The sequence below is a fragment of the Gordonia sp. ABSL11-1 genome, assembly GCF_030315685.1.
Taxonomy (GTDB): domain Bacteria; phylum Actinomycetota; class Actinomycetes; order Mycobacteriales; family Mycobacteriaceae; genus Gordonia.
This window is the reverse complement of the sequence record NZ_JASXSI010000012.1, coordinates 20476-39774: the sequence shown is the minus strand read 5'-3', so window position 1 is coordinate 39774 and position 19299 is coordinate 20476. Positions and strand designations below refer to the sequence as shown.

Genomic DNA, 19299 nt, shown 5'->3' with positions numbered 1-19299 from the left:
CCACCGTGGGAGAACCGAAGGCCCTGACCTGAATGCACCCCAGCAGAGGAGCGCGATGGGCCACGCGGTGATGTACGGCGCGGTATCGGTCGACGGGTTCATCGCGGATGACGACGACCAGCCCGGTCCCTTGTTCGACTGGTTGCTGAGCGGCGACGTGCCACTCGACGAGAGCGGCGCGTTGACGGTGTCGTAGGCGTCCCAGGACTACACCCGCCCGTACTGGGATCGGATCGGGGTCACCGTCGTCGGCCGCCACGTCTTCGATCTGACGGACGGATGGGATGGGGTGCCGCCGGGCGGCGTCGATCACGTGGTCGTCGTGACACACCGACCGGCACGGCTGGATTGGGACCCGTCGATGCCATTTCACTTCGTCGGCAGCGTCGACGAGGCAATGACCACAGCACAGGCGCTCGCGGGTGATCGCCTCGTCGAGGTCGCCGCCGGAGACGTCGGTGGCCAGGTGTTCGCGGCGGGTCTGATCGACGAGGTGCGTATGGATGTGGTGCCCGTGATGTTCGGGTCTGGCAAGCGCTACTTCGGATCGGCTGGGGGACAACATCTGCTGGACGACCCCGACGAGGTGATCCGGGGTGATCGCGTGCTGCATCTGCGCTATCGGGTGCGCCGATGAGCGGACGACCGCCGCCTGCGTGCCAGTGAGCTATTACTGAATGTGTCCAACTGTGATCAGGCGACATCGCGGGTAGGTCGACTCCACAGCGGGTGCTCATCGGATGGCAAGCCCACCTTCTCGGATGCAAGGTAACAGTCGCTAGCAAAATCGTCCCCTTGTCGGCGCCAACTGATAATGTCCCTCTGCTCACATGCAGATACGAAGATCTCGGTGGCCAAGGTCGAGCTCGTGTACTGCACCGGTGATCCGTCGATGGTGATGTGGCCGTCGATGAGGTCCGCGAGGTGCTCGTGTGCCGTGGAACCGAAGCGCAGTGGGGTCGAGTTCATCGTCGCATTTCCGCGCGCAGCCGCTCCCAGTTCCCGGACGCGATCGCCTCGCGTGCGGCGATCGGGAGCGCTGACGTCTCCAGAAAGGCTCGGGCGCCGGACTGCGAGGCTGGCTCGAAGGGATAATCTGTGGCGAAGAGGATCCGGTCGGTGCCGATTACCTCGGTTGCCCAGGCGAGGTACCGGCTGCTGAGCATTCCGCTCGGGGTCACATATAGGTGGGTGCGTGCGTACTCGGTCAGTGACCGCTGCAGACCCGCGATTTCGGCGAGGTGCTGGACTCGCTCCAGGTAGAACAGCACGAGCTCACCCCAGTGCCCGATCACGAGCTGCAAGTGAGGGTGTCGGTCGAAGACGCCGCCGAACACCATGCGCAGGAACTGCAACCCGGAGTCGTAGTGCCATCCGATGCCGTGGGTGGCAAGTCCGGCCGAGACCGCGGAATCGAATCCGGAGTAATACGCCTCCCGCACCGAGCGAGGCGGCGATTGCGGATGCAGGTGCAACGGTACGTTCAGAGCTTCGGCGGCGGACCAGATGGGCTCCAGAGCAGGATCATCCAGGCTGATCTCGCCTGTGCGCCCGTAGAGCATTGCGCCGTCCAGTCCAAGCTCTCGGACCGCTCGCTCCAGCTCCGCCGCGGCCTTGACTGGCGATCCGGTGGCGAGCGCTGCCAGCCCCTGGAAGTGCGTCGGGTCGCCGCGGACCATGTCGGCGATGCGTTCGTTCGTTGAGCTCTGCAGTGCGAGGGCATCGACGACGGGGAGGTTTTGTAGCCCAGGTGTCGTAAGAGAGAGCACCTGGACGTCGACACCTGATGCGGCCATCGCAGCCCGTCGAACGTCGCCTGTGTCCAGAAGCCTGCGCGCAGTTTCTCCCTGTTTGGCCGGCTGATACGCCAGATCGCGATCCGAGGATGCGAGCCGGGACCACGCGTTCAGCAGTTCAGCCGTTGCAACGTGCTCCTCGAGGGCGATGACGCGCATCAGGTGTCCAAGAGGGTGGGGGTGAAGATGTCATCGCTGGTGAGCAGCGTTCGGGACAGGCCTTGCTCGTGGTGATAACGCAGGAAGGTGTCGACGGCCTTGCGATTGCGTTCGACACCGTACGGCCACCAGTCCTCACCCAGCACGCGCCGGTTTTCCTCGAACAAGGCACTGAACCACGGAGTGATGACACCCATGTGCTGCTTCGACGCTTGGTCGCGGTAATAGTCCTGAAGCCGATCCTTGTCGGTGCAGTAGGCGTCATAGAGCGCGCGCGCGACCTCGGGATGCTCAGCGACGATCTCACGGCGAATCGCGACCACATGCATCATCGGGTGGACGCCGGTGCGGTGGTAGTAATCGCGCTCTACGCTCGGATAGTCGGGGAAGAGACGCCGGATCGTCGTCGATCCGTTCAGCAACGCCTTCGGAACGTCGACCGACAGAAGCGCGTCGATCTCTCCCGACTCCAGCATGTCCGCCAGGGTGGCATCCTCTGGCGCATGCCGAACATCGACGCCGTCCGGCACTGGCTGGGGAATCCAGTCGAATGATGGGATCGGGAAGTCCGTGCCCCCGATCACCCATCGGCACTGCTCCGGCGTCACGCCGTACTCGTCCGCGAGGATGCCCTTCATCCACACGCCCGGATCATGGCCCCACAGCGCAAACTCCCCGATCGTCTTCCCAGCGAGGTCCTCGGGGCGCCCGATGCCGCTGCGCTCGGACACAAACAAGGCCTCGTGCCGGAAATTGCGGTTCGGGAAGATCGGCAATGCGACCAACGGCGACTCCGGGGTGTCCCAACTCCGCAAGAAGTACGTGAACCCGTACTCCGCGACATCCAGCTCGCCGCCGGCCATCTGCTCGAACACATCCGAGATCAACGCCGACGACACGAACGTCGGCTGGACACCGTCGATAGGGATCTTTCCATCGAACAACGCCCGAGTGTGCTCGTAGCGGTAACCCCCGATGCGTAGTGGCAGCTCATTCATCTCAGTGCCCTCTCATTCCGCGAATGTTCATTCACCAAAGAGCCTGAGCGCGTCTCCCGCCGATGTCAAGGCGAACGTCCGTTCACCTATGAGAAGATGGGGTTGAGGAGGAACGGATGCCAAGACTCACCGACGAACGCAGGGCCGCCCGGCGCGCACAGATCGTCGCGGCCGCGCGCCGATGCTTCTCGCGGGATGGGTTCCACCAGAGCTCCATGCCGGATATCGCCGCCGAAGCGGGCGTCTCGATCGGCGCTCCGTACCGCTACTTCTCCAGCAAGGAAGAGATCATCCTCGAGATCGCGGGAGACGCTTTCCACGTGATTTTCCAGCCGTTGGAGCGCGCCGTCGAGCAGGGAGAAGCTCTCGCGGTCTCGGACCTGATCCGCGCCGCGGTCTCGCGCGCCGGCGACACGGTGAGCGTCGATGCCGCAGGAGACGCGGTTCCCATCGAAGAGCTACTGCGCTGCGCGGTACAGGCTTGGGCCGAGTTGTTGCGCAATGAGACATTGCGAAGCCGAGCCGAGCAAGGCTTCGAAGCCATGCGCGGTCGGATGATCGAAGCGCTACGCCGCGGACAAGAGCAAGGAAACGTGGCCAACAGCATTGACCTTGAACAAACCACGCGGGTTGTCATGGCCCTTCTCCACGGCTTCGTGCTGCAACGCACGGCGTTTGGCCTCGACGATCCTCACGGGTTCCTCGACGGGATGGCGTCCATGCTCGACGAAATTGCTGTCGTCCGGCACTGATGCCCACGCCCGTGACGGTGAAGAAGGCGGCGAGGGCGCAGCGGGTGGACGATCGAGACGCCGGAAGTGCATCTACCGTCCTTGGGGACCGAGACGGGTCCGGGTCGGGCTGCCCGTCAACGGACTTCCCGACCTCCGACCCAGACGCCGCGGATGTTCTGTGTATCGAGGATGTTTCGAGTGGGATCTCCGTCGACGAGCAGCAGATCGGCACGGAGGCCCTCGCGGATTCTGCCTCGGTCGGAGAGGCGGAAGGTGTCGGCGGCAGCAGCGGTGGCGGTCAGCAGCGCCTCCGCCGGGGAGAGGCCAGCGTCGACAAGGAGGGCAAGTTCTTCGTGCATCCCCGCTCCATGCTCAATGGTATTCGGGGCTGCCGGATCACTGTTGGCATCGGTGCCGGCAAGGATGGCCACGCCGGCGGCGTGAAGTTCGACCACCGACGCGATTGCGTTGGCATAGCGGATGCTCTTCGGTTTCACGGGTAGCGGGAAACGTTCGACGAGTTTCTTCATCATGATCAGGGTCGGTGACACGGCAATGACCCGCTCCGCGAGATCGGCAGCCAGTGCGCTCGTGATCTGGTCGGTGACGGGGGTATGGGTGAGCACGTCAGCGCCGGAACGAGCCGCGATACCGAAACTATTGACCGAGGTGGCGTGCACGCACACGAGAAGGCCTGCTCGATGTGCCTCTCCCACGATCGCCGTCACCGTTGTCTCATCCAGCGGATCCGGCTGGAAAAAGAGCCGCTTGTCCTCGAGCACGACTTTGATGTAATCGACTCCGTCTGCGACGCGCTCAGCAACGAACCGGGCAGCGTCACCCGGACCTGACACCGCACTCGACGGGGGGTAGCCCATCTTGCGAACAGCTGTCCCCCTTGGCGCGCAGGCGACAGCGCCGGCACTGAGGAGGGAAGCCACTCCGCCCTCGTCGCGGAGTGCGCGCGTCATCGACCAGTCCGGCGTTCCCATGTCGAGCGCCGTGGTCACCCCCCACCTGCCGTAGGCGAGCAACTGCTGCTTCGAACTCACATGCACATGTGTGTCGATGAGACCAGGGAGGAGTACGCCGCCCTCCGACGCGTCATTCGCGCTCCCGCCGCCGAACGAGACGATCCGCCCGTCCGCAATGAAGACATCGGTCGGCGGCCCGAGCACACCATCGTCGAATACACGCACGTTGCGGATGGCCATCTCATCCATTGACGCTCCTCCACGTGCTTCCATCCACCAGCGATCTACTTTCATCAAAGGTATCGAAAAAGGCCTACGGTACACCGGCTGCCATGCACCGAGCCGCAACACCGACGGGCTCACCCGCGAGCGCGCTCTCACTAACCTGGGAGCCAGGTATATGGCTGCCCAGGCCACCTTTGGTCGGGAGACATTCACTTGAGCAACAACTCATCTGTTCATTCGGAAGCAACATGACCGTTCAACGGGGCCGAGCAACCCGCAGTCGGCGCACAGACAGCGGCTGTGTCCATTGCGCCAGGTCAGCTACCCATGGTCGGCCACGTGTGGCCGCTGCTCAGTGCGGCGAAGGGATGACATACAGCCCATCAATCGACAGGCGCACCATGCGGCGACTGAAATCCGCCTGTCTGGCCCCGGAACGCACGGGTGAGCCACTGCAACGCGCCGGCCGCCTACCCGGCCGTCCATCACACCTCGCCCGGGGCGTTACGCCAAGCCGCCGGCCAGGCCGACGACGCCGAACGCGTGCATTTGTGTGGGCCTGCACCGGCTACCGCACGCGTCGCAGGGCCGGCTGCTTCGGTGATCGAGACTCTGACGAGAGGCTCTGACCCGCCTTTGGTCGCACTCAGTCCTGATGCTCGATGAGTGCGGCGACCACTTTGGCGGTGCGGCTTCCCGCCTCCGGGTGGAAGAGAAGGAGTTCGAGGCCACCGTTGCCGGTGTAGGCGAACTTCTCGGTGAGGAGTCGGAGCGGCCCTGCGGTGGGGTGGTTGATGGTGACGACTCCGCCGGTGGCGGTATGGACGTCGTGGCGCGCCCAGAGCCGCCGGAAGTCATCGCTGTTAACAGTGAGCTCGCCGACGAGCTGGTGGAAGCGATCGTCCGAGATACCGGTGCGGGTCTGCGCACGAAGATGCGCGATCGCCGCCGCAGCGGACCGCTGCCAGTCGGGGTTGCTGCGACGCGCCTCAGGATCGAGGAACTCCCAGCGGATCCGGTTGAGGCCCGGACGCATGCCGGCCGAGAGCGCTTGTGCGGCGGCGTTCGCGGCGAGCACGTCGCAGTAGCGATTCAGGATCATCGCCGGGATGCTGAGCGTCCGCAGCAGCTGATCGAGTCCGTGCGGCACCGGCCCCTCCGCTGACCCGACGCTCGAAGTCTGGGTGCGACCCGCGAGCCCCATGAGGTACTCGGTGCTCTCCGCATCGAGATGCAGGACACGTGCGAGCGCCGTGACGACCTGTGGCGAGGGCGTGCGGTCTCGGCCCCGTTCGAGGCGCGCGTAGTACTCGGCGCTGATCCCGGCGAGCATCGCAACCTCCTCACGGCGCAGACCAGGGACACGGCGCACCCCGCCACCCGTCAGGCCCGCCTCCTGCGGGGTGACCAGTTCGCGGCGGGCACGAAGGAAGTCGCCGAGTGCGTTGTCCATACCTCCCACGGTAGATCGTGTGGGGTCGTCGTCAGGGGCCCCGTTTTTACCAGGGATAATCCCGGTCTGCCGCGCGCGCCCACGTGCGCCTGACGATGCTTTCATGACAGAGCGCACTTGGTTCATCACGGGTATCAACAGCGGCTTCGGCCGGCAGCTGAGCGAGCAGATCCTCGCCGGCGGGGGGCGGGTCGCCGGCACGGTCCGCAGGGCCGGGTCGGTCGACGACCTCAAGGGCCAGTACGGCGACGCGCTGTGGGTCGGTTACGCCGACGTGACCGATGCCGCGCAGATCCGCTCGGTCGTGGACGCGGCGTTCGCTGCCCTCGGGCCCATCGACGCGGTGGTCGCGAACGCCGGCTACGGCCTGTTCGGGGCAGCCGAGGAGTTCACGGACACGCAGGTGGAGCAGCAGATCTCCACGAACCTGCTCGGATCGATCTGGACCGTGCGGGCGGCGCTGCCGCATCTGCGCGCACAGGCCGGCGGCCGGATCATCCAGTTCTCCTCAGTCGCCGGCCTGATCGCGAACGCCGGAGGGTCGATCTACCACGCCAGCAAGTGGGGCGTGGAAGGCTTCGCCGAGGCGCTCGCTGAGGAGGTCGCCCCGTTCGGCATCGAGGTCACGATTGTCGCGCCTGGCGGCGCCCGGACCTCGTTCGCGCACGGCAGCCTGCAGCTGGCCGAACCGATGACCGCCTACGACGGCACCCCTGCCTCGTTCCTGCGGGTCCTCAAGGACGGAAACATCCCGATCATCGGCGACCCCGCGAAGATGGCCGCCACAGTGATCGCGACCCTCGACCAGGATCCGGCACCGCTGCGCCTGGTGCTCGGCAGCGACTCCTATGCGGGGATCGTCTCGCAGCTGCAGGAACGCCTCGCGCAGATCCTGCCGCAGCAGGACAGCGCCGCGCGCACGGACGCCGATGACTGAGGCGGGCGCCCCCGCCGCTCGGATCGACTATGTCCGGCCGGAGACGGCGGACCCACGGATCGCCGAGACCATGCGACAGCTGCCGCCGCTGAAGGTCTACGGACTGATGGCCGCCTCACCCGGGACGTTCCTCCAGTGGAACCGGGTGGGGCAGGCGATGTGGTCTATGACCTCTCGATCCCCGCAGCGCTGCGCGGACTCGTGATCCTGCAAGTCGGCACGCTCGTGCAGCGCTACGAGTGGGACCAGCACGTCCCGCTCTCGCGGCACTTCGGCGTCAGCGAGGAGCAGATCGCCAGCATCGCGGGCGGCGATCGGGTCTCCGCGTTCAGTCCTGCGGAGTCCGCGGCGCTGTCCTTCGTCATCGACTTCGTCCGCGACGGCGAGGTCGACGATGAGGATTTCGCCCGGCTGGCTTCCACCTTCAACGAGCGACAGATCGTGGAGATCGCGATGGTGGCGACCCAGTACCTGGCCCTCGGCCGGGTCATGACCGCCGTGCGGATCGAGGCAGACGAGCCAACCGGTCCCGCCGGTCCCGCCGGTCCCGCCGTCAGCACCGCCGCGACGCGACGTTCGGCGCCGAGCGGCACCGCAGACCTCTAACCGCCGGAATGGGCCGGCAAGAACGGAGAGAAAGAAAATGAGTGACACCCTAGAGACAGCTGTCTCCTCTCGGACCCCGGTGATCGGGGAAGAGCGGATGCTCATCGACGGCCAGCTGGTCGCCGCCGCATCCGGCAACACCTCCCCGAACATCAACCCGGCGACCGAGGAAGTGCTCGGGGTCACCGCCAACGCGGGCATCGAGGATGCCGACCGGGCGATCGCCGCAGCGCGGAGCGCATTCGACGGGACCGACTGGGCGACCGATCATGCCTTCCGCCGGCGCTGCATCGAGCAACTCGGGGACGCGATCCTCGCGGCCGCCGACGAGCTCCGCCGCATCGACACGGCTGAGATCGGGTTCCCGGTCCCCAGCCTGCGCGGCACCTTCGACCCGCACCTGCCACGGGTCCGCGAGATGGCCGAGCTGGCCGAGCTGGCCGAGCTGGCCGAGCTGGCCGAGACCTACGAGTACGAGCAGCCGCTGCCCGATGGTGTCGGAATCCTCCAGCGTGAGGGCATCGGCGTCGTCGCGGCGATCATGACCTTGAACTGCGGCTTCATGCTGTGGACCACCAAGGTCATCCCCGCTCTCGCGGCCAGCAACACGGTCGTCGTGCGCGCGGCGCCGGAGGCACCGTGGGGTCGATCCTGATCGGCCGGCTCATCGCCGAGCACACCGACATCCCGGCCAGCGTCGTCAACGTTGTCACCTCCAGTAACCGGTCCGCCAGCGTGCAGCTCAGCGAGGACCCGCGCGTCGACATGGTCACCCTCACCGGCTCCACCCAGGTCGGGCGGCAGATCATGGCGCAGCCTCCGACACCATCAAGAAAGGGCTGCTCGAGCTCGGTGGCAAGTCGGCGAACATCGTGCTGCCCGACGGCGACCGGAAGGCCGCAATCACCGCCTCGGCCGCGCTGTCGTGCATGGTCGCCGGCGAGGCCTGCGGGCTGCCCAGCCGGATCCTCCTGCCCCGCGAGCACTATGAGGAAGGCGTCCAGTTCGCCGCCGAGCTGTTCAACGCGGTCAAGCCCGGCGATCCGCTCGATCCAGACTGCGGACAGGGACCGCAGATCTCCGCAGCCCAGCGCGATCGGATCCTGGCGATGATCGAGCAGGCGAAGAAGGACGGCGCCCGCGTCGTCGCCGGAGGCGGCAAGCCCACCCTCGAACGCGGCTTCTACGTGCAGCCGACCATCATCGCCGACGTCGACCCCGACTACGCTATCGCGCAGGACGAGGTCTTCGGTCCCGTGCTCGCCGTCATCCCCTACGACGACGAGGACGACGCCATCCATCAGCGGGCACTTTCGTGCCCGCCCATGGGCAGTTTTTCATGTCCGCCGACAAGCCCGCAGATCGAGCGTTGGGTGAGCACGTCGAAAGGCAAGATCCGCGCTGACAAGGCTCACGAGAAACTCGTTGCGCTCGGTTTCACCGGCACTGAACGTAGCACTCGGCGTGCGGTCGCGGAAGTCAAAGCCCAATGGCGACTGGGCAATACGCGGGTGCACCGCCCGTGGGTGAGTGGACCGGGATTGTGGCTGCAGTACGACTTCGGCGACGGGCGATGGCGATGGAAGGAGGCGCAGGACGGCGCCCGAGCGGACCTACCTTGCCGGACACGAGCAGTGCAAGGCGCTCGGCCGATCACCGCTTCCGGGCGGGCATCGCATCTTCGCCCCGGTGAGTGCGCGGTTCGCGTCCTCGACGCCGCAGGACCCCGGCTCCCGGAAGGCTGAGCCGCTCCCGCGGGCGCAGCCCAAGCCCATCCCGCCGGTCGGTGTGAAGATCTCCACCGAGTTCGTCATCGCGATCGGCGACCGCTGGGCGCGGGGGCTTGACCCGACCTCCACCGGGGAGACCTACGGGTACGGGCTCAAGCTCCGCGTGCTGCCCGCGCTCGGGCACCTGCCGGTCACGCAGATCACCGCCGGGGTCATCGACCGCACGATCGACGCCTTGGAAGAAGCGGCACGGGGACTCGACGATCAAGAACTCCATCGCCCCGCTCGCGCGCGTGCTCGATGAAGCGGTCCGCGATGGGCTCATCCCGATCAACCCGGCCAAGAACCGCGCCAAGCGCAGCCTGAACCGCAACGCCTTCCGAATCCAGCCTGCCGAGCAGGCATCGCCGCGCGCACGCCATCCCCGATATGGGCACCTTGACGAAGCTCGCGGACGCCTGCGGCAGAATCGACCAGTCCTACTCGGACTTGTGATGCTCGCCGCGCTCCTGGCAGCGCGATCCTCCGAGGTCTCCGGACTCCAGACCGGAGACGTGCGCTTCGACAAGAACCCCGTCGTCATCGCCCGGCAGACCTACCCCGGCAAGGGCGGTCTCATCACCAAGCAGACCAAGGGCCGCAAGGAGCGCCGAATCTTCGACAAGCTACGACCGATCCTTGATCGCCTCACCGAGGGCAAGGAGCCGGAGGACCACCTGCTCGTCGGGCCGAAAGGCGGGGCGCTCACCACCGCCACCGTGCGGGACGCGACGAACTGGGACCAGATCGCCGAGGATCTCGGACTACCCGATCTCACCCTGCACGGGCTCCGGCACACCGCCGCGAAGTGGATGGCCGACGCGGGCATCCCGTTGCACGTCCTCCAGGAACATCCTCGGCCACGCCTCCGTCGAAACCACCCGCGGCTACCTGCACCCCGACGACCGGCACCTCGCATCAGCCGCAGAGCAGGCGAACGCCTTCCTCGCCCGCTCGGCGAAGGCCGGGGGACTCGCCTCGCAGCAAGGCTCCACAGTCACTGTAGGTGTACGAGATCGCCCGTGCCGCCCCTCTGGTCCCCTTTTTGATCCCTTATCCACAAGATGGTGCCCTCGAGCACCTGAGACAGCCCGCCGCAGCCCCAGGAGACGCACGGGGTCCGCGGCGAGGGGACCAACAACAAACCGTCGCCAGACATGACGAAGCCCCGATGAAAACGGCTTCTCATCGGGGCTTTTCTGTCGGGCTGACAGGATTTGAACCTGTCCAGAATCTGGGCATTAAAACCGTCTCTGACCTGCCGTTTATCGCCCAATTATGCCCTGTACCAGGCGAACACCGAACGGACATAGGGGCACGTGAGCGGCACCGATGTAAGCTCACTGGGCACGTAGTGGGCACGAATCGGAGGCATGGGCATGGCAGGACAACGGTCGTTCGGGAGCATCCGCAAGTTGCCGAGCAAGAAGTTTCAAGCCCGCTACGTCGGCCCGGACCTCGCGCGCCATGCGGCACCGACCACCTTCACCGCGAAGATCGACGCCGAGGCGTGGCTCGCCGCCGAGCGGCGTCTCATCGAGCGCGACGAGTGGACCCCACCGACGACGCGTGCCGAGGAGAAGGTCACCGGAGGCCTCACCCTCAAGGCGTACGCGGAGAAGTGGCATGACGAGACGGTCAATCGGCACAAGCCCCGCACCCGAGCCCTCAATCGCGGGTATCTCGACAACGTCATCCTCCCCGGCCTGGGAGACCACCGGCTCAAGGCCCTCAAGGTCTCCGACATCCGCGAGTGGTTCGCGGGCTTGGAGGACTACCCGACGCGGAATGCCAACGCCTACAGCCTGTTACGGACAATCCTGAATCAGGCCGTTGATGACGAGATTCTCGATGCCAACCCGGCACGCATCAAGCGCGCCGCTGTGAAGCACCGTAAGAGCGAGCCCGTCGCACTCACCCCGGACGAGATCCGCGCATTGGCCGAGAAGATCACGCCGAGGTACAAGGCTCTCATCCTGCTCGGTGGTTTCAGCGGGCTGCGCTTCGGCGAACTCACCGCACTCCGGCGATCGGACATCGACATGAGCAAGGACGGCCTGGCCGTCACGGTCCGGCGCGCGGTGGTCCGCGTCGATGGGAAGTTCGTCACCGATCGGCCGAAGTCGCGCGCCGCGCTGCGGACCGTTCCCCTCCCCGAGGGACTGCGGCCCGCCATGGAGGAGCACCTCAAGACATACGTCACCGGCCGCGACGGTCTGGTGTTCACCACCACCAGCGGGGCCATAGTGTTCGCCGCGACGTTCCGGTACAGCTTCCAGCGCGCCGCCGAGGCGATCGGCAAGCAGGATCTCACCCCACACCATCTGCGACACTCTGCGGCCACCCTGTTCGCGCAGGCCGGTGCGACGCTCGCCGATCACATGGTGCTGATGGGCCACACCTCGGCGTCGATGTCAGCGCGGTACACACACAGCACCGAGAGCAGGACCCGCGGGCTGGTCCAGGGCCTCTGGAGTTAACCCTCCCCGTTAGCGTGTTGACGCGTGAAGTCAACACGGGCGCAACGGTTCTCGATGCGTCATGTTTGACTCGATCGGACGCGTCGGCTACCGTCGTGCTCATCGCTTTCCGCGATCGGGCTGGAAGACTCGGAGAAGACGAGGTTCACCGCAGCGCAGCGCCGTAAAATGGGCCAGGGCAATCCCTGGGACCACGGAGTGATTTCTACCTTCGTGATCTCAGGAGTTCTTATCGTGGCCTCTCGCAACTTCACCCCCGCGACCAAGCGGCGCAGTTTCTCGACCCCGACCACGCTCGCCGAGGAACTCGGCGTGTCCGATCGCACTGTCCGGCGGTGGATCGCCGAGGGTCGGCTCAAGGCAATCCGGCTCTCCGAGCGCGTCATCCGCATCGAGCCCGCCGAAGTCGAGCGGTTCCTCGCCGCTGCACAGACATCAGGGGGCATCGGCCCCGACGCCGCGTGACGCGGACACGAAACACCAACCCGAACAAGGTTTTTCGTCTTCCTACTCACAAAGGCATAACCGTGACAATCTCAGCTCTACTCATCATCGTGGCCGCGCTGGCCTACCCGGCCGGTTACGGCGTCGCCGTCCTGCTCCCCCACCGTCTGGCGGGTGGTCGCCGATGAGCGCCGGTAACCCGTATGCGGCCGACCTCATGCGGACGGTGTTCGGGTACTCCAAGATCACCCGGCATATCGCCACCGAGGCGCGTGACCGTCTGGTCTCCGAGTGGACGCTCCTCGGCGCGTCACTAGCTCGTGCTGCACTGGCGACCCCGTACAACTGGCGACTGCCCGCGATCGTGCAGGATGACGCGTCGCTCAACGCGATCTACGTCAACGCCGGTGCCTCCGGGTCCGGCAAGGGTGCGAACAAGGCGGAGATCTTCACCTGGCCCGACACCAGCGTGTTTGAACTCGGCGATGGAGAGCAGCGGCTCGCGGACATATTCGTTCCGATCACGGTGGCATCCGGTGAGGGCATCGCCGCGCTGTTCACCGAGAACCGATCGGTTCCCGGCATCGACGGCAAGGGCAAGATCACCGTCCCGGTTCGTATCCGGCAGGCCGCATGGATCGACTTCGATGAGGTTGACCAGCTCGCCGCGATCGGCAGTCGGCAGGGAGCGACGCTGACCGCCGAACTGCGCAAGGGCTGGAGCAGTGCCGCGGTCGGCACGTACACCAAGGTGAAGGTCAACCAGGTTACCGTCCCCGCACATTCCTATCGTCTGGTGACCACGGTGGCGGCCCAACCCCTCCGATGCGCTCCTCTGCTCGCCGAGGAGGCCGGAGGAACTCTCCAGCGCATGTTGTGGCTCTCCGCCGACACCCCGGACCTGGAGGACCCCGGCGAAGATCCCGACAGCAAGCCTCTCGGTGTCGTGCTCCCCGACTTCGGCCGCGGAATCGCTTCACCCGGCGACAACGGCCCCGTCCACTACTTCGACGTTGCGCCGGAGGTACGCGCCGAGATCCGCGCCGATCGCATCGCGGGCAGGTGGAAGGGCACCGAGGACGCACACCGGAATCTGGTGAAACTCAAGGCGGCAGCCGCGTGCGCGGTGCTCCATGGCTCGACGCAGATCACGGCGGAAACGTGGACATGGGCCGAGTCGCTCATGACGCACTCGACGCGGGTACGCGCGTCGGTTCGTGCCGAGCTGGCCAAGGCCGAGCAGGAGGCGAGTAATCAGCGCGCGATCTCGCGGACCATCGCCTCGGTGGCGTCCGATTCGCTGCGGGAGACGATGCCGGAGACGCTCGCCGACAGGATCACCAAGCGCCTGCGGGAGCCGGAGAACGTCGGGAAGGCCTTCACCGCCAACAGTCTGCGCAAGGCATTCATCCGCGCCACCCAGGCCTCGCTTGCTCCCAGGGTTGTGGAGGTGCTCCTGGAGCGCGGCGTCATCACCGAAGCCGGGACCTCACAACGGGGGACGCCGGTGTACCGGACCGGGGACATCGGGGACGGGGACGGGGCCTCCTCATGAATCTGTATACGCGTGGGCTCATTGTTTCCTCCCCACCTGGGGTTTTACCGATACGGCATCGGCAGATTCTCCGATTCACGCGTCCCCCACCGTCCCCGGTCCCCGATGTCCCCGGTCCCCGCACACCACCAACCCAACCCGAGGAGCGACATCCGTTGATCGACAAACAGATGGAGTCCACCACCGTGAACGCACAACGGGCGGCCATGAAGGTCGCCGCCAACCTGGCATCGGGAACCGTGCCCCGAGAGTCATCCCGATCTGCGCTGACCGACCAGCTCGGCGTCGAGAAGCCCCGCCGACGACGCGGCCGGTCCGCCGAGTCGAGGGCACTCGCCGAGCAGGTGCTCGACCGATGAGCACACCGGCACGAATCCCCGGCGTCGATATGCGTCTGCGGCATCGGGGAGATCCAGCAGCCGAGGAGGTGCTCACCCTTCGGGAGTGGTGCCTGGAGCTGGCCGACATGTTGGACGACTGGCTCGACGGCCGCGAGCGCTTGCGACAGCAGCAGGCGGAACAACGCGAGGCAGCAGAACACCGCGCACAGACCGAACACCTACGACACCGGAGGCAACACCCGTGACCACACAACAACCCCGACGACTCGACACCGACGACATGAGGGACGCACTCGCGTACATGCGCGCGACCGTCCTCGGCGACACCGCCGGCCGAATGGCGATCGCCCAGAACTGCGACGCACCGAGGATGCTCGACTGCCTAACCGCGTACGCGCTCGGGCTCGCCGAGCAGGCCGTCGAGGGTGGACCACTCGCCTGGCTCGACATGCTCACACTGAACGTCGGCGCGCTCGACAGACTGATCGACGCCGCACGTGAGCACCGGCTCGATGAGGACGGTGACTGATGCCTCCCCGACCCTGCACCGTCTGCGGTGAGCCCCACCATGGAGCGGGCAGGTGTCCTGACTGCGCACGTGCAGCAGACGCACGACGACCGAGGGCATCCGCGACCTCGCGCGGGTACAACGCACGCTGGGAACGTCTCAGCGCCAAAGCACGCCGACTCCAGCCGTTCTGCACCGACTGCGGCACCCGCGATGACCTCACGTGCGACCACTCGCCGGAGGCATGGGACCGGATCGCCCGCGGGCTGGCTGTCAGGCTCCGCGATGTCGATGTTGTGTGCCGAGGGTGCAACGCGCGCCGCGGGGCCGCGAGAGGACCGCTCAGCCCCCAGGGGAGGCACCCGCTCGCCGACCCCTCCCGGACTCCGCCGGTTAGCCGCGGAACGCGTCACACACCGCTGAACAGCGATGACCGACGCGGGTCTCACATTGTGGGACACTCAGACCAGGAGGTGGAAGCGTGAAGGCAGGTCCCAAGGGTGCAGTAGACCCGACACCGCTACCGTTCCGGTCCCGTAAGAAGGGATCGGAACGGTTCGCGGCGTGGGCGGCCAAGTTCATCAAGGTCCCCAAGGGCACCAACGTTAAGAAGCCTCTGAGACTGCGGGACTGGCAGCTCGCCTTGATCGGCAGCGTGGAAGATGCCGCGCACCAGCCGCGCACCGCCGGGTGGATGCTTCCGCGTGGGCAGGGCAAGTCCACGCTGGTCGCCGCGTACGGGCTCTATCGGTTCTTCACCGATGGAGAGGGTGCCGTGGTGTGCGTTGTCGCCGTCGATGAGCGGCAGGCCGGAATCGTGTTCGGCATCGCGCGGCGCATGGTCGAGTTGGATGAGGAACTTTCCGACCGGGTCCAGGTGTTCAAGGACAAGCTCTACAACCCGACAACCGACTCCTATTTCCACTGCCTCCCTGCCGAGCCTAAACGGCTTGAGGGACTTGACTATTCGTTCGCCATTCTCGATGAGGGTGGCGTGGTGAGTCGAGACTCCTACGAGGTGTTAACCCTGGCGCAGGGCAAGCGGGAGCGGTCCACCTTGTGCGTGATCGGGACGCCGGGGCCGGACCCCCACGACAACGTACTCGCCGATCTCCGGCAGTACGCGGCCGAACACCCCGAAGATCTGTCGATGGTGTGGCGGGAGCATTCCGCCGACGCGTTCATTGACCACCCGGTGGACTGCCGACATTGCTGGGGACTGGCGAATCCGGCGTTGGGCGACTTTCTCCATGAGGACGCGCTCGCCGCATTGCTGCCACCCAAGACCCGCGAGAGTACGTTCCGGCGTGCCCGGTTGTGTCAGTTCGCATCCGAGAGCGACGGGGAGTTCCTGCCCCGCGGCGTGTGGGACGGCCTGGCGACCGGCGTCGGCGTCCCGGACGGCGTCGAGGTGGTCATCGCGCTCGACGGATCGTTCTCTGACGACACCACCGCGATCCTGGTCGGCACCGTGAGTCAAGAACCTCATTTCGATGTCGTGGCTACCTGGGAGCGTCCGACCGGCGATGAGTCCTACCGAATACCCGTCGCCGAGGTCGAGCAGTCCATCCGGGACGCGTGCAGGCGGTGGCGAGTGGTCGAGATCATCGCCGACCCGTTCCGCTGGACCCGCACATTGCAGGCATTGGAGGCGGAGTCCCTGCCGATCTGCGAGTTCCCGCACTCGCCGAGCAGGCTCACCGCGGCGACAGGTGATCTCTACAGCGCGGCGACGAACGGGCGGATGAGTCACTCGGGAGATCCCCGACTGGCTGCGCACGTTGCTGCGGCCGTGATCCAGGAGGACGGCCGCGGTATGCGGTTGGCCAAAGCCTCCCGGCGTCGGAATGCCCGCAAGATCGACCTCGCCGCGTGTCTGGTCATGGCCCATAGCCGCGCTACCTGGCGCGCAACACGGAAACCGAAGCGTCGCCGTGTCAGATCGTTTGCAGCATAAGGAGATACACCAGTGACCGAAGTCAGCAACATCGAACTCGACCGCGCGCTCGACGTACGCGCCGCGCGGCTACACCTGCTCTCGCAGTATTACGCGGGCGAGCAGCTGCTCGCGTTCCTGTCGCCCGACGCCAAGAAGGCGATCGGGCAGCGGTTCGACCGGATCGCCACCAACCTCCCCCGGCTGGCCGTGTCGGCGATCGCCGAGCGGCTGCGGGTCACCGGGTTCATCGACGCCGAGGGCAAGCGGGACACCGCGCTCTGGGAGGCGTGGACGCGCTCGGATCTCGACCAGACCTCGCCAGCAGGGCACCGGGAGGCCCTGGCGATCGGTGAGGCGGCCGTCATCGTCTGGGCGAACACTGCCGGTAAGGCGGTGGCGACCGTCGAGAGCGGCCGACAGGTTGCCGTATACCGCGATGCTGGCAACGGGGAGACCGTCGCTGCGGTGAAGCGGTGGCAGGATCTCGCGCCGGACGGCACCGAGAAGCAAACGCGTTGGGTGGTGTATCGCCCGGACCGCATCGAGCACCTGATCGGCGACGGTGCCAGCATCACCGGCGCGAAGATCACTCAGGTGATCGACAATCCGCTCCTCGCGGTCCCCGTCGTCGCGCTGACGAATGCCGACCGCCCGCTCGACACGTTCGGTGTCTCCGAGTTCACGGACTTGATCCCGATTGTCGATGCCCTGAACAAGATCTCGGCCGACATGCTGACGGCATCGGAGTACGGCGCACGTCCCCGCCGATGGGCGACGGGCCTGGAGCTGGAGGAGCAGCCGAAGATCGGCGACAACGGGGAGCCTGTGCTCGATGAGGACGGTGACCCCGTGATGGAGGTGGTCAATCCGATCTCGGAGACCTCCCGACTCATGGTGAATGAGGCCGCTGACGGCAAGTTCGGCCAGCTCCCAGGCGCGGATCTCACCGGGTATGACACCGCGGTCCGGGTCCTGCTCCAGCAGGCGAGCGCAGTCTCGGGCCTGCCAGGGCATTACCTCGGGATCAACTCGACCGTCCCGGCGTCTGCGGACGCGATCCGGGCCGCTGAGGCAGCTCTCACGGCACGTGCAGAGGCACGGCAAGCGGTGTTTGGCCGCACGTGGGAGCAGGTCGCTCGATTGATCCTGGCCGTCGAGCGCGGCGGAGAGGTGGCCGACTACTCGCCGCGCGTGCAGTGGGCGGACCCTTCGACGCGCTCGGCGGCCGCCGAGGCGGACGCGGTGGTCAAGCTCCATGGAGCCGGAATCATCACGACGACCGAAGCCCGTACGCGATTGGGCATCGACAACCCGGAGCAGGGACCGACATCGGCCCCGACCACACCGGCCGCCGGTCCGACACCGGCAGATGACACCACCAGCTCGACCCCGGAGGCAGCAGCGTGACCGACGACGACAAGACCCAGCAGGACCCCACCGACGAGGCTCCCGAGGCATCGGAGACCACCAGCACCCAGAGCCCCGCCGACGCCGAAACCGGCCAGCAAGGCACAGAATCCGGGGACCAATCACCCCAGGGTGGCCTCGAAACTCCGGCAGCGGGCGACTCAGCGGCCAACAATTCCGAGGCATTGGGAGACACTGACGGCGCAACGGACACAACGGAATCCGGCGACACCGACACGTTCTCACGCGAGTACGTGCAGGAACTCCGACAGGAGTCGGCCGGATACCGGACCCGCGTCCGCGATCTGGAACAGCAGCTCCACCGGCTCCAGGTCGAGCAGACCGGCGCGCTCGCCGATCCGGCCGACCTGCCGTTCGACGCTGCACACCTGGAGTCCCCCGAAGCGCTCCAGGCCGCGATCGGCGCGTTGCTCGCCGACAAGCCACACCTCAAAGCGCGCCGAATTGTCGGAGATGTCGGGCAAGGTAATAGGGGCTCCGCACCCGCGGAGGTCAACCTACTCGGTATGTTGCAGGGCCGAGTCTGACAAATGGAGAAAACCGTGGCAGAGACCGACGACATCGACGAACTCTACGAGGCGGCTCGAAAGCACATCTTGGCGCGAATGCCGGAGAGCGGCATTGCGGCCGCACTCAAGGACTACGCCGAGGCGTACGCCCTACTATCGAGCAACCCACCGCACAAGGGCACCGGCGGGAAGGTCTACTGAACATGGTGGGCGAGAACATCAATCCCGACTACGAAGAGGCCAGCAACAACCAGATCCTGGACGAATTGCGGCAGATCAACGAGAACCTCAACGGTCTGTACACCTTGCTGCACGACAACATCGTGCTGCCTATCGACAGCAACCACGCCAAGCTCATGAAGCAGCTCGACAAAATCGAGGATCGACTCGGGTCCATCGAGGGCAACACCATGTGACCTCATCGTTGCCGACACCGGGCCTCAT

The 19299-nt window shown here is 66.2% G+C and carries 22 protein-coding genes and 3 pseudogenes; 21 read left to right on the top strand and 4 right to left on the bottom strand.

The features are described 5' to 3' along the window. Window positions 1-55 precede the first annotated feature (55 nt). Window positions 56-637, top strand: a pseudogene (locus QSJ19_RS14460) (dihydrofolate reductase family protein). Window positions 638-965: 328 nt separating this feature from the next. Here the strand turns inward: QSJ19_RS14460 and QSJ19_RS14455 are convergent. Both QSJ19_RS14455 and QSJ19_RS14450 read right to left on the bottom strand, forming a co-directional pair. Beyond that, window positions 966-1955 (bottom strand): amidohydrolase family protein, encoded by a 990-nt coding sequence (locus tag QSJ19_RS14455; protein ID WP_286321368.1) that lies wholly within the window; start codon window positions 1953-1955, stop codon window positions 966-968. Further along, entirely contained in the window at window positions 1955-2953 is a 999-nt protein-coding gene (locus tag QSJ19_RS14450; RefSeq protein WP_286321366.1) for an ABC transporter substrate-binding protein, read from the bottom strand. The genes QSJ19_RS14455 and QSJ19_RS14450 overlap by 1 nt, the downstream gene beginning before the upstream one ends. Before the next feature lie 116 nt (window positions 2954-3069). Here QSJ19_RS14450 and QSJ19_RS14445 point away from each other — a divergent pair, with 116 nt between their 5' ends. Next, entirely contained in the window at window positions 3070-3705 is a 636-nt protein-coding gene (locus QSJ19_RS14445) for a TetR/AcrR family transcriptional regulator (RefSeq protein WP_286321364.1), read from the top strand. A 116-nt stretch (window positions 3706-3821) separates the two neighbouring features. On the opposite strand, the gene QSJ19_RS14440 is transcribed toward QSJ19_RS14445, so the two are convergent. After that, window positions 3822-4910: an amidohydrolase family protein gene (locus tag QSJ19_RS14440; RefSeq protein WP_286321363.1), complete on the bottom strand. Its 1089-nt coding sequence runs from the start codon at window positions 4908-4910 to the stop codon at window positions 3822-3824. Window positions 4911-5532: 622 nt separating this feature from the next. Continuing rightward, window positions 5533-6339 (bottom strand): helix-turn-helix domain-containing protein, encoded by an 807-nt coding sequence (locus QSJ19_RS14435; RefSeq protein WP_286321361.1) that lies wholly within the window; start codon window positions 6337-6339, stop codon window positions 5533-5535. 103 nt (window positions 6340-6442) lie between these two features. Here QSJ19_RS14435 and QSJ19_RS14430 point away from each other — a divergent pair, with 103 nt between their 5' ends. The 19 genes and pseudogenes from QSJ19_RS14430 (at window position 6443) to QSJ19_RS14340 (ending at window position 19271) form a co-directional block, all read left to right on the top strand. Further along, window positions 6443-7276: an SDR family oxidoreductase gene (locus QSJ19_RS14430; protein WP_286321359.1), complete on the top strand. Its 834-nt coding sequence runs from the start codon at window positions 6443-6445 to the stop codon at window positions 7274-7276. Next, on the top strand, window positions 7269-7481 hold the full coding sequence (locus tag QSJ19_RS14425; protein ID WP_286321358.1) for a hypothetical protein: 213 nt from the start codon (window positions 7269-7271) through the stop codon (window positions 7479-7481). The genes QSJ19_RS14430 and QSJ19_RS14425 overlap by 8 nt, the downstream gene beginning before the upstream one ends. Continuing rightward, entirely contained in the window at window positions 7436-7882 is a 447-nt protein-coding gene (locus QSJ19_RS14420) for a carboxymuconolactone decarboxylase family protein (protein ID WP_286321357.1), read from the top strand. The genes QSJ19_RS14425 and QSJ19_RS14420 overlap by 46 nt, the downstream gene beginning before the upstream one ends. Before the next feature lie 37 nt (window positions 7883-7919). Continuing rightward, window positions 7920-8537, top strand: a complete 618-nt coding sequence (locus tag QSJ19_RS14415) for an aldehyde dehydrogenase family protein (protein ID WP_286321356.1) — start codon at window positions 7920-7922, stop codon at window positions 8535-8537. Further along, window positions 8450-9123, top strand: a pseudogene (locus QSJ19_RS26795) (aldehyde dehydrogenase family protein); the annotation flags it as partial. The gene QSJ19_RS14415 and the pseudogene QSJ19_RS26795, both read left to right, overlap by 88 nt. Window positions 9124-9237: 114 nt before the next feature. After that, window positions 9238-9453, top strand: a pseudogene (locus QSJ19_RS14405) (IS21 family transposase); the annotation flags it as partial. A 118-nt stretch (window positions 9454-9571) separates the two neighbouring features. Then, the gene (locus QSJ19_RS14400; RefSeq protein ID WP_286321355.1) at window positions 9572-9916 is read left to right on the top strand and encodes a hypothetical protein; all 345 of its coding nucleotides are present in this window, start codon (window positions 9572-9574) and stop codon (window positions 9914-9916) included. Further along, on the top strand, window positions 9906-10700 hold the full coding sequence (locus QSJ19_RS14395) for a tyrosine-type recombinase/integrase (protein ID WP_286321353.1): 795 nt from the start codon (window positions 9906-9908) through the stop codon (window positions 10698-10700). Before QSJ19_RS14400 ends, QSJ19_RS14395 begins: the two co-directional genes overlap by 11 nt. A 330-nt stretch (window positions 10701-11030) precedes the next feature. Continuing rightward, on the top strand, window positions 11031-12131 hold the full coding sequence (locus QSJ19_RS14390) for a tyrosine-type recombinase/integrase (protein WP_286321351.1): 1101 nt from the start codon (window positions 11031-11033) through the stop codon (window positions 12129-12131). A 234-nt stretch (window positions 12132-12365) separates the two neighbouring features. Next, window positions 12366-12596, top strand: a complete 231-nt coding sequence (locus tag QSJ19_RS14385) for a helix-turn-helix domain-containing protein (protein WP_286321349.1) — start codon at window positions 12366-12368, stop codon at window positions 12594-12596. Between the two features lie 163 nt (window positions 12597-12759). After that, the gene (locus tag QSJ19_RS14380) at window positions 12760-14130 is read left to right on the top strand and encodes a hypothetical protein (RefSeq protein WP_286321348.1); all 1371 of its coding nucleotides are present in this window, start codon (window positions 12760-12762) and stop codon (window positions 14128-14130) included. Between the two features lie 155 nt (window positions 14131-14285). Next, a complete protein-coding gene (locus QSJ19_RS14375) occupies window positions 14286-14489 on the top strand; it encodes a hypothetical protein (RefSeq protein ID WP_286321346.1) in 204 nt (67 codons plus the stop codon). Beyond that, window positions 14486-14716, top strand: coding sequence for a hypothetical protein (locus tag QSJ19_RS14370; RefSeq protein ID WP_286321344.1), 231 nt, complete (start codon window positions 14486-14488; stop codon window positions 14714-14716). The genes QSJ19_RS14375 and QSJ19_RS14370 overlap by 4 nt, the downstream gene beginning before the upstream one ends. Further along, on the top strand, window positions 14713-15000 hold the full coding sequence (locus QSJ19_RS14365) for a hypothetical protein (protein ID WP_286321342.1): 288 nt from the start codon (window positions 14713-14715) through the stop codon (window positions 14998-15000). The genes QSJ19_RS14370 and QSJ19_RS14365 overlap by 4 nt, the downstream gene beginning before the upstream one ends. 460 nt (window positions 15001-15460) lie before the next feature. Continuing rightward, window positions 15461-16936, top strand: coding sequence for a terminase large subunit domain-containing protein (locus tag QSJ19_RS14360; protein WP_286321341.1), 1476 nt, complete (start codon window positions 15461-15463; stop codon window positions 16934-16936). A 12-nt stretch (window positions 16937-16948) separates the two neighbouring features. Beyond that, a complete protein-coding gene (locus tag QSJ19_RS14355) occupies window positions 16949-18325 on the top strand; it encodes a phage portal protein (protein WP_286321340.1) in 1377 nt (458 codons plus the stop codon). Then, on the top strand, window positions 18322-18873 hold the full coding sequence (locus QSJ19_RS14350) for a hypothetical protein (protein WP_286321339.1): 552 nt from the start codon (window positions 18322-18324) through the stop codon (window positions 18871-18873). The genes QSJ19_RS14355 and QSJ19_RS14350 overlap by 4 nt, the downstream gene beginning before the upstream one ends. Window positions 18874-18888: 15 nt before the next feature. Then, entirely contained in the window at window positions 18889-19056 is a 168-nt protein-coding gene (locus QSJ19_RS14345; RefSeq protein ID WP_286321338.1) for a hypothetical protein, read from the top strand. A gap of 5 nt (window positions 19057-19061) precedes the next feature. Then, window positions 19062-19271 carry a hypothetical protein gene (locus tag QSJ19_RS14340; RefSeq protein ID WP_286321337.1) on the top strand — a complete coding sequence of 70 codons (210 nt, stop codon included), beginning with the start codon at window positions 19062-19064 and terminating at the stop codon, window positions 19269-19271. Window positions 19272-19299: the final 28 nt, after the last annotated feature.